Raw genomic sequence first — 9,189 nt, 5'->3', positions numbered from 1 at the left:
CAGATCCACTCAGCAAACTAAACAAACAACCGGTCCAAAAATCGGTTGCGCCTCATTTTCCCTCCGCGGCCCTCTCTCCCTCCTCTGCGCCCTCTGCGTTAAAATCCCGCCGCGACCCCTCTATTGCGGCGCGCGGAGTGAAATTTTCCGCAATGGAGCCAACCGAGCCAATGGAGCAATGCACATTTTTCGTCGAGTCATGCGACACTTCCTCGCATGCACACAGACGAATTGAGAGCGGCGGCCAAAAATAGCTGCCGGAGCACTGGCCCGGAGGGCCTCTGGAGATTAGCCGGTCGGCGTCAGCCACCGGAAACGATTTTCCATCAGCATCTGCCCCGGCGGGGCAACGGAAGTCTGCCGCCCCGCTGGGGCGGAGCCGTGGTGGTCCTCTATCCGGTGGCTGACGCCAACCAGCTAATCTCCATGACGCCTCCGGCGTCCAAACGATTCCGATCCGGTAATGACACTGGGCAACCGCTTGATGGAGGCCAAGGAAAGGCTGGCGCGAATCAAGCCGAATCAAGGTAAATCAAGGCAATCAAGGCACGAAAAAATGGCAGCATCACTGGAAGTCCGGACCCCGCGACCGGGACAAATCAAGGAACCCCGACTGAAGAAACTGGAACCGATTTTTAAGGTGCATTAAGCCCTCTTAAGGCGATTTAAGGTGCGAGTTTTTTTTCCAAGGGGTCGTGATTGGGCCCGCATCGTCCTTGCCGAAGGTCAGACCTTTGCACGAGACTGTGCCTCCCTAATCCCGCTCCCCACTCATGAAATCCCGTCTCGCACTTTACCTCCCGCTCTTCGCTCTCTCCGCCGCGATCACCCACGGCCAGCAGCCCGTTCCGTCGGGAGAGTTCACCAAGATCCAGCTCACCGATCAATTCTGGGCGGAAGGCGCGGCGTTTGGCGATTTCAACCACGACGGCAAGATGGATGTCGTCTACGGCCCCTACTGGTGGGAAGGGCCGGATTTCAAGGTGAAGCACACCTATCGTCCCGATGCCGATAAATCGAAGGTGAAAACCGCCGACGGCACGGAGATCGAGATCTCCGGCTTCAAGGGCGCGCTGGGCAACGAAAACGGCTACTCCGACAATTTTCTGACCTACGCCTACGATTTCAATGGCGACGGCTGGATCGATATCCTCGTCATCGGCTGGCCGGGCAAGGAAGCCTTCTGGTACGAGAATCCGAAAGGCGCGGACATCCCGTGGCCCAAGCATCTGGCGTGGGACGTGGTCGACAACGAGTCGCCGATGCTCGCGGACCTCTTTGGCACCGGAGAGCCCGTGCTGGTGTGCTGCTCGGGTGGTTATGTCGGTTACGCCGAGCCCGACTGGAAGGACCCGGAGGAAAAGTGGAAGTGGCACCCCATTTCGCCGAAGGGCACCTATCAGCGTTACACGCATGGCATCGGCGTGGGCGACGTGAATGGCGACGGCCGGAAGGACATTCTCGAGGCCACCGGTTGGTGGGAGCAGCCGAGTTCACTCGAGGGCGATCCGGTGTGGAAGAAGCACGAGTTCCAGTTCGGTGCCGGTGGCGCGCAAATGTACGCCTACGATGTGAACGGTGACGGCAAGGCGGACATCATCACGAGCCTCGAGGCGCACAAGCACGGCATCGCCTGGTTTGAGCAGACGAACGAGGGCGGGGTGGAGGGCTGGACGAAGCATATCATCGTCGGCGACGAACCGAAGGACAACCCGCAAGGGGTGATGTTTACCCAGCCCCACGCGCTGTGGTTGCAAGACATGAATGGCGACGGCGTGCTCGACCTCGTCACCGGCAAACGCTTTTGGGCCCATGGTCCCACGGGCGACATCGATCCGAACGCCCCGCCGGTGTTGTATTGGTTCGAGCTCAAGCGCAATGCCGGCAAGGTCGAGTGGCTCGCCCACTTGATCGACGACAAGTCGGGCGTCGGCTGCGAAGTGATGGCCGGCGATCTCAATGGCGACGGCAAGCCCGACGTCGTGGTCGGCAACAAGCGCGGCGCGTTCGTCTTCCTGCGCAAGTAAGACTTACTTCGTTCCCAATCTATTTTCCGGCATGTCGCAATTGCACCGGAATCTGACGCAAAGAGCCAAGCATGGCAGGCACCTTCGTGCTCATTGTCCTTGGCCGACCTAGTCCTTTCCTTCCCATGAAATCCCGCCCCCTCTTTCTCCTCGTTTCCCTCGTCTCGTGGACGCCGCTGCTGAGCGCGGCGGAATACAAGCCGCTGGAAGATCCGCGGCGCCCGATCGCTACCACGCAGAGCGTGCCAGGGCCCGAAGCCGCTCTCAAGATGACGCTGCCGGCGGGCTTCCATGCGCAGCTCGTGGCCGCCGAGCCGGACGTCGTCCAGCCGGTCGCGTACACGATCGATGACCGGGGTCGCTTGTGGGTGATTCAAAACACCAACTATCCGGTGTGCCCCGGCGAGCCAAAGGACCAGATCGTGATCTTCGAGAATTTTGGTCCCGATGGCAAAGCGGGCAAGCGCACGGTCTTTTACGACAAGCTCACTTTCGCCACCGGCCTTGCGGTGGGACATGGCGGCGTGTGGGTCGGTGCACCGCCCAATCTGCTCTTCTTCCCGGTGAAGGAGGGCGAGGACAAGCCGGCCGGTGAACCACAAGTGCTGCTCGATGGCTGGGGCAACGAGGACACCCACGAGACGCTCAACGATTTCATTTGGGGGCCGGATGGCTGGCTCTACGGCACGCAGGGCATCTTTACTTTTTCCCATGTGGGCAAGCCGGGCACCCCAGCGAATGAACGCAAATATCTCGATGCCGGCGTCTGGCGCTATCATCCGCTGAAAAAGAAGTTCGAGGTGTATGCCGAGGGCGCGAGCAACCAGTGGGGCGTCGATTGGGACGACTGGGGGCAGGCCTGCTTCGAGGCGTGCGTGATTCCGCACATGTGGCAGTGCATCCAGGGCGCGCGGTATCAGCGCCAGGCGGGGCAGCATCCGAACAAGTTCACCTACGAGGATCTCAAGACGATCGCGGATTTCGAATACGAAAAGCGCGCGTATTGCGGGGCGATGTTCTATCTCGGCGGCCAGTGGCCGGCGGAATACCGCAACACGTTTTTCTTCAACGACATTCACATGAGCAAGATGCGCAACGAGAAGCTCACCCGTGTGGGCTCGGCGCTGAAGAGCACACGCAACATGGATTTCCTCGTGCCGAATGATCCTTGGTATCGCGGCCTGAGTCCGCAGTATGGACCGGACGGCTCCGTCTTCGTGAACGACTGGTACGACAAGGTGCCGTGCCATCAGCAGCGCGAGTACACCGACCGGAGCAACGGGCGCATTTACAAGATTCTCTACGGTGATGTGCGGCCCGCGCAGGTGGACATGCAAAAGGCGAGTGACGCCGAGCTCGTGCAAGCTCAACTGAATGCCAATGATTGGTACGTGCGCCACGCGCGCCGCATCCTGCAGGAGCGCGGACCGAACCCGGAAGTGCACGCGGCGTTAGTGAAGATGCTACGCGAGAATCCCGATGAAACCCGCCAGTTGCGCGCGCTGTGGGCGTTGCACGGGGTGAAGGGATTGACCGAGGCTGTCGCGCTGGAGACGCTCAAGAGCCCGCACGAATTTCTGCGCGCCTGGACGATCCAACTGACTTGCGAGGACGGCACGCCTTCGGCGCCGCTGCTCGAGGAATTCGCCCGCATGGCGAAGGACGATCCCTCTCCGATCGTGCGCCTCTATCTCGCTTCCGCGGCGCAGCGGATCGAGATCGCGAAACGCTGGCCGATCCTGACCGCGCTGGCCGCGCACGCCGAGGATGCGAACGACCATAACCTTCCGCTGATGCTTTGGTATGCGGCCGAGCCCGCCGTGGGAGCGGACATTGCCAAGGGCGCGGAGTTGCTCGGCAATTGCCGCATTCCGAAGGTGCAGGAATTCATCTCCCGCCGCATCGCTGCGGCCGCCACGTTGAACGCCCAATGAAGATCTCATGGACAATCGTGAGCGCGACCTTGTTCGCGCTCGGAATGAATCTGTCGCCGCTGCTCGCACAGGACGCAGCGCCCAAGGCGCTCGACGTGTTGTTGCAGACGCTCGGTCACATCGAGAGTCCGGATGCACAGGCCAACATTCTGCGAGGCATGAACGCCTCGCTCAAAGGTCGGCACGGTCTGGCCGCGCCCGCCGGATGGGATGCGCTCTACGAAAAGCTCAAGGCGAGTTCGAACGACGAGGTGCGGCGCCAGGCCCAAGCTCTGGCCGTGACTTTTGGCGGCAGCGCGGCGCTCGCGGAAATGCGCAAGATGCTGGTGGAGAGTACCGCCGACGGAGCCGCGCGCCAGGCGGCGCTCGAATCGCTCCTCGCGGCGAAGGATGCGGAGACGCTCCCACTGGTGCTCGAACTGGCGAAGCAACCGGGTCCGTTGCGCGATGCGGCGCTGCGCGGCTTGGCCAGCTATGACGACCTGCGGATCGCCGGTGCCATTCTGGGCATTTTCAAAGGACTGGATACGGCGGAAAAGCGTGACGCGCTCGATACGCTGCTCGCGCGTCCGACCAGCGCGCGTGCATTCCTCGCGGCCATCGATGCGCAAGTGCTGAACCGCACGGAGATCAGCGCTCCGACCGCCCGGCAGTTGCAGGATTTGCACGATCCCGAGGTCGATAAGTGGATGACGAAAAACTGGGGCGCGGTCCGCACGTCGCCGGCCGACAAGCAGGCGCAGATCGCGAAGCTCAAGACGTTCATCAGCACCGATTCGATCCTGCGCGCCGACGCCTCGCGCGGGCGGGCGATCTTCACGCAGACCTGCGCCATCTGCCACACGCTCTTCGGCTCCGGCGCGAAGATCGGACCGGAGTTGCCGGGCTCGTTTGAGGACATCGATTACCTGCTGCTCAATATCGTCGATCCTGACGCGATCATCGGGAAGGATTACCAGCAGGTGCTCATCCATACAAAGGACGGTCAGACCATGTCGGGCATCATCGCCTCCGACGATAACGCGGCGGTGACTCTCAAGTCGCTGGCCGGTGTCGTGACCGTGCAGCGGGCGGACATCGCCTCGATCGAAGTGAGCTCGCATTCGCTGATGCCGGAGGGACTGATCACCTCGCTCGACGAAGAAAGCGTGCGCGATCTTTTCCTCTACTTGCGCCAGCGTGCCCAGGTGCCGATGCTCGCGACGCCGGTGAACGCGGCAGACTTTTTCAACGGCAACGATCTCTCCCGCTGGCAGGTGAAGCGCGGAGATTGGAAGATCGAAAACGGCGAACTCGTTGGGCATGCGTCCGGCGAGCAGACGGCGGTATTATTGAGCGACATGGTGGCGGATTACTTCCAACTGACTGCGCAAATCAAAGTTTCCGGGGACAATGCCGTGGTGGAATTTGCCTTTCACGGCCGTGCGGACGTGCCGAAGTTTCAAGGTTGCTCGTTGAGCCTCGGTGGGCGGACGCCGGCCAACGTCTGGCGCTATGATGCTGGGAGCACGGCGGTGAGTGTGCCGGGTAAAGCGGTGGCCGCGCCGGACCAATGGGTCGAATGCCGCATCGAGTCGCACGGACGCGACGTGACGATGTCGCTCGGTGGACAGCCCGCTTTTCATTTGAACGATGCTCCAGCAGGTCGCAACGGGTTCGCCCTCTACTTGCGGGGCAGGGGAGCCGAGTTGCGGATGAAAGATGTGAAGCTGGAAATCACGGCGCATTGAGGTCATGCGGCGCATCGCCATTGGAGCCTGGCTGCTGCTCGCCGCACTGACGGCGCACGGCGAGGACTCACCCTTGGTGATGCTGTTCGATGGTGGCTTTGCTCCCCGCGGAGCGAGTTTTCGGGTGGCGTTTGGTTTTTCGGACATGAGTTCGGATGCGAAATCGGCGAAGGAGCCGCGGGCGCTGGCTTCGCCGGGTATGGAGCTGTCGGCCTTTGCCTGGTCCAGTCCGCAGGGGCCGACGGCGCGTCTGGAGATCTGCTGTGTGCAACACGCTGGGGGCCTCGGTGACGCCACGTTGGCGGCGGCGCGCTTACGGGTGACCAATCCCACCGATCATCTTTTCAAGACGAGCCTGGCCGTGGTGATCGCGCCGGAGGGCGGCATGCACGCCCTGGCCTTTGAACAACATAGCTTCCTGATCGAAGGGCGTGCGGTATTGGTGGCGGATACTCCTTCGCGTGGTGCCATCCTGGCAGCGTCGCCTTTCGCGCCGCGCCCGCTGACGCCGCAGGACGTGGCGCATGTCGAATCGGTGAAAGGCGAGTGCCGCGGGGAGATGCTCTTCGACCTCGCGCTGGCTCCCGGACAGACGCAAGTTTTGGGATTCATTTGCCCGGCGCACCTTCCGAAGGGAACCGAGCCGAAAATTGAATTCTATCGCACGCTCTCGGTGGATGAGCTGTTTGTTCAAGGGGAGAAGGAAACGGTTCAGCGGTAAGTCCTCAGCAGAGCGTGTGGCTCCTTGCGCCGTGGAAAGCGCGCGGCTACACCATTCGCGACGATGACCGCGATGAAATCGAAACCTCTTTTGCATTTGGTGTTGGGTGTCTTCTTGAGGGGCTGTGTCGTGGTGGTGCTGGTGGCGGTGGCGCGCCGCGCTGGCCTGTTCGGACCCAAACGCTCGCGGACTTGGAAGGAGCGATGCCTGAGCGACGTGCTCGCCCCGGTCTACATGCAACTCGACCGGACGAAACGCGCCTACCTGCGTTACAAGGAGAGCCATACCTACATGGAAGCCAAGGTGATCCGGGATGGAAATCTCGCCATCCGCGACACTCTCCTGGCCAATGCGCATTTGATTCCGCCAGCTCTCTTCGATGACGCGGCGAAATTGATCGAGCATTACGACCGGTGGTATGAGGAATTCGAGCGGCTGCGCCTGGCGGAGAAACCGGAACTCGAATCACGCTTCGTCTTCCTCGGACCGCAAGGACTGCGCTTTCCGAGCGATGCCGAGGCGCGCTTTCAAGAGGCGTTCCGGCAGTATTCGAGCGAGCTGTACCCTGCGGCGACCTAATCCCTCAATTCGCCGGTGGCGGGAGCAGACGGGTGATCTGCGCCGCGGCGTAGGCCGCGCCGAAACCATTGTCGATGTTCACCACGGTGACCCCGCTGCCGCAGGAATTGAGCATGCCGAGCAGCGCGGCCAGGCCGCCGAAGCTCGCCCCGTAGCCGACGCTGGTGGGCACGGCGATCACTGGCTTGCTCACCAGGCCCGCCACGGCGCTGGGCAGCGCTCCTTCCATGCCGGCGACGACAATCAGAACCGCACAGGCTTCCAGGCGGTCGCGCGCGGCCAACAGGCGGTGCACGCCCGCCACACCCACATCGGTAATGCGCTCCACGCTGTTGCCAAAGATTTCGAGCGTGACAGCCGCCTCATCCGCCACGGGCAGATCCGAAGTGCCGGCGCAGATCACACCGACGACGCCCTCGCTTTTCGGCCAGGGCTCAAGCTCCACGGTAAGACAGCGCGCCCGCTCGTGCCAGCGCGCCGCGGGAAACGCGGAAGAAAGCGCGCGGTGCTGCTCCACATTGGCCCGGCTCACGAGCAGCACGCCGTTCTTTTCCAAGAGCACGCGGCCGATGGCCAGCACCTCCTCCGGCGTCTTGCCCGCTCCGAAAATCACCTCGGGGAATCCGCAGCGCCGCGCGCGGTCGGTATCCACGCGGGCAAACCCGAGATCGACGAACGGCTCGGCCATCCGCTAGCTCGCTGGGATGTTCAGGATCAAGCGCATCGGCACCATGTGCGATTCGGCGAAGCCGTGCGACTTGAAGAACCGCTGGCCGTCCGCATTGAGGCGGTCGGTGAGCAGGGTGATGCGGGCGAAATCCTTCTTCTTCGCGTATTCGATGGCGTGCATCAGCAGCTTCTCGCCGAAGCGTTGCCCGCGATGGTCGCGGTGCACGATCACGTCCTCGAGCATGATCACGAAGCCGCCCTCCGCCGTGCTGATCGTGAAGAGCAGATTGATCATCCCGAGGATCGTCCCATTCTGCCTCAGGACGAAAATGCGCCCGCGATTCGGCTGCTCCAGGATCAGCCGCAAGCCGCGCATTTGCTTGGCGCGATTGGGGATAAAATCCGCCTCCTGAGTGAACAGGTCGAACAGGAGATCGGTGAGCTGCGGCAGGTCTTCCAGCGTCGCTTGCTCGATATGAGGGTCTTCATCCATGGGCAAAACGCGGGGCTTATCGCACAATAATCGCCCGCTGGAAAGGGCGGTGTGGAACAATCGGCGATTTTGCCTCGAAAAGCCTACTTCCAGTCCAGCGCCTTCAGGATTTCGTCCTTGGGCACGCGGTCGGTGAAGTCGGCGAAGGTTTCCTCGCCTTGCTTGCCGGTGGCGTAGACCTTCAGGAGCTTGTCGATGAAGAGGTGGACGTCCCTGGCAATGATCTTGCCCTTGAGCAGGTCGTTGAAGCGGCGGTTGGCGCCGAGGCGGCCGCCGATGAAGGCGTCGAAGGCATCGACCATCTCGCCGTTGATCTTGGTGCGGGCGCCGCGGAAGCCGATATCGGCGATCTGATGCTGGCCGCAGCTCGACGGGCAGCCGCTGAAGTGGATGCGGATCTTGTCGTGATACCAACTGGAGTTGTTCTCGAGCTGGGTGATGAGCTCCAGCATGCGGTTCTTCGTCTCGGAGACGGCCAGATTGCAAAACTCGATGCCGGTGCAGCTCACGCAACCCTTGCGGAAGTTGGTGGGCTGATAGTCGAGGCCTAGCTCGTCGAGCTCGGCCTTGAGCGCGGCAACATTAGCCTCCAACACATTGACGATGAGCAGGTTCTGCTTGTTGGTCAGGCGGATCTGGTCCTGCCCGGGCGCGCAGTACTTCGCCGCGAGGCGGCTGACGTGGCCGAGCCCCTTGTTGCGCAGGCGGCCGCCGGGGAAGCAGACGCCGACCCAGAAGAGACCGGGCTGCTTCTGCGGGTGCACGCCGATGTGATCGGTCTCCTGGTCCTTGATGACCGTGAAATCACTGTGCCGCTCCAGCTTGAAGGGGAGCAATTCCTCCACCTTCTCGGCGAGATACTCGCCGCCGCCGTTTTCGCCGCCGCCCAGCTTCCACCAGTCCTCGATGAGGAACTTGAAGCGGGCGTTGTTGCGCTTGAGGCGGTAACCGTGGTCGCGGAAGAGGATGCTCGCCGCCTCGACGACCGGCCAGACCTGCTCGGGCTTCAGGAAGACGGGCAGCAGCTTGGCCAGCT

7 protein-coding genes and 1 pseudogene are annotated in these 9,189 nt (G+C 62.2%); 5 read left to right on the top strand and 3 right to left on the bottom strand.

Annotated features, from left to right (window positions below):
• The first annotated feature begins 773 nt into the window (after nt 1-773).
• The 5 genes from ABJF10_RS25925 to ABJF10_RS25905 all read left to right on the top strand — a co-directional run bounded on the left by ABJF10_RS25925 (nt 774) and on the right by ABJF10_RS25905 (nt 6,991).
• Nucleotides 774-2,027 (top strand): VCBS repeat-containing protein, encoded by a 1,254-nt coding sequence (locus ABJF10_RS25925; protein WP_348547525.1) that lies wholly within the window; start codon nt 774-776, stop codon nt 2,025-2,027.
• A gap of 125 nt (nt 2,028-2,152) precedes the next feature.
• Nucleotides 2,153-3,961: a PVC-type heme-binding CxxCH protein gene (locus tag ABJF10_RS25920; RefSeq protein WP_348547524.1), complete on the top strand. Its 1,809-nt coding sequence runs from the start codon at nt 2,153-2,155 to the stop codon at nt 3,959-3,961.
• The gene (locus ABJF10_RS25915; protein WP_348547523.1) at nt 3,958-5,691 is read left to right on the top strand and encodes a family 16 glycoside hydrolase; all 1,734 of its coding nucleotides are present in this window, start codon (nt 3,958-3,960) and stop codon (nt 5,689-5,691) included. Before ABJF10_RS25920 ends, ABJF10_RS25915 begins: the two co-directional genes overlap by 4 nt.
• Nucleotides 5,692-5,695: 4 nt before the next feature.
• Entirely contained in the window at nt 5,696-6,412 is a 717-nt protein-coding gene (locus ABJF10_RS25910) for a hypothetical protein (RefSeq protein ID WP_348547522.1), read from the top strand.
• Nucleotides 6,413-6,484: 72 nt separating this feature from the next.
• Nucleotides 6,485-6,991, top strand: a complete 507-nt coding sequence (locus ABJF10_RS25905) for a hypothetical protein (RefSeq protein ID WP_348547521.1) — start codon at nt 6,485-6,487, stop codon at nt 6,989-6,991.
• A 4-nt stretch (nt 6,992-6,995) separates the two neighbouring features.
• Here the strand turns inward: ABJF10_RS25905 and larB are convergent, their stop codons facing one another.
• From larB to ABJF10_RS25890, 3 genes and pseudogenes are all read right to left on the bottom strand, one after another.
• Nucleotides 6,996-7,679 (bottom strand): nickel pincer cofactor biosynthesis protein LarB, encoded by a 684-nt coding sequence (gene larB, locus ABJF10_RS25900; protein WP_348547520.1) that lies wholly within the window; start codon nt 7,677-7,679, stop codon nt 6,996-6,998.
• A 3-nt stretch (nt 7,680-7,682) separates the two neighbouring features.
• The gene (locus ABJF10_RS25895) at nt 7,683-8,153 is read right to left on the bottom strand and encodes a GNAT family N-acetyltransferase (RefSeq protein WP_348547519.1); all 471 of its coding nucleotides are present in this window, start codon (nt 8,151-8,153) and stop codon (nt 7,683-7,685) included.
• An 83-nt stretch (nt 8,154-8,236) separates the two neighbouring features.
• Nucleotides 8,237-9,189 (bottom strand): annotated as a pseudogene (locus ABJF10_RS25890) (nitrite/sulfite reductase); the annotation flags it as partial.

Origin of the sequence: Chthoniobacter sp. (assembly GCF_040003245.1) — a bacterium.
GTDB lineage: Bacteria > Verrucomicrobiota > Verrucomicrobiia > Chthoniobacterales > Chthoniobacteraceae > Chthoniobacter.
This window is presented reverse-complemented; position numbering and strand designations above follow the sequence as displayed.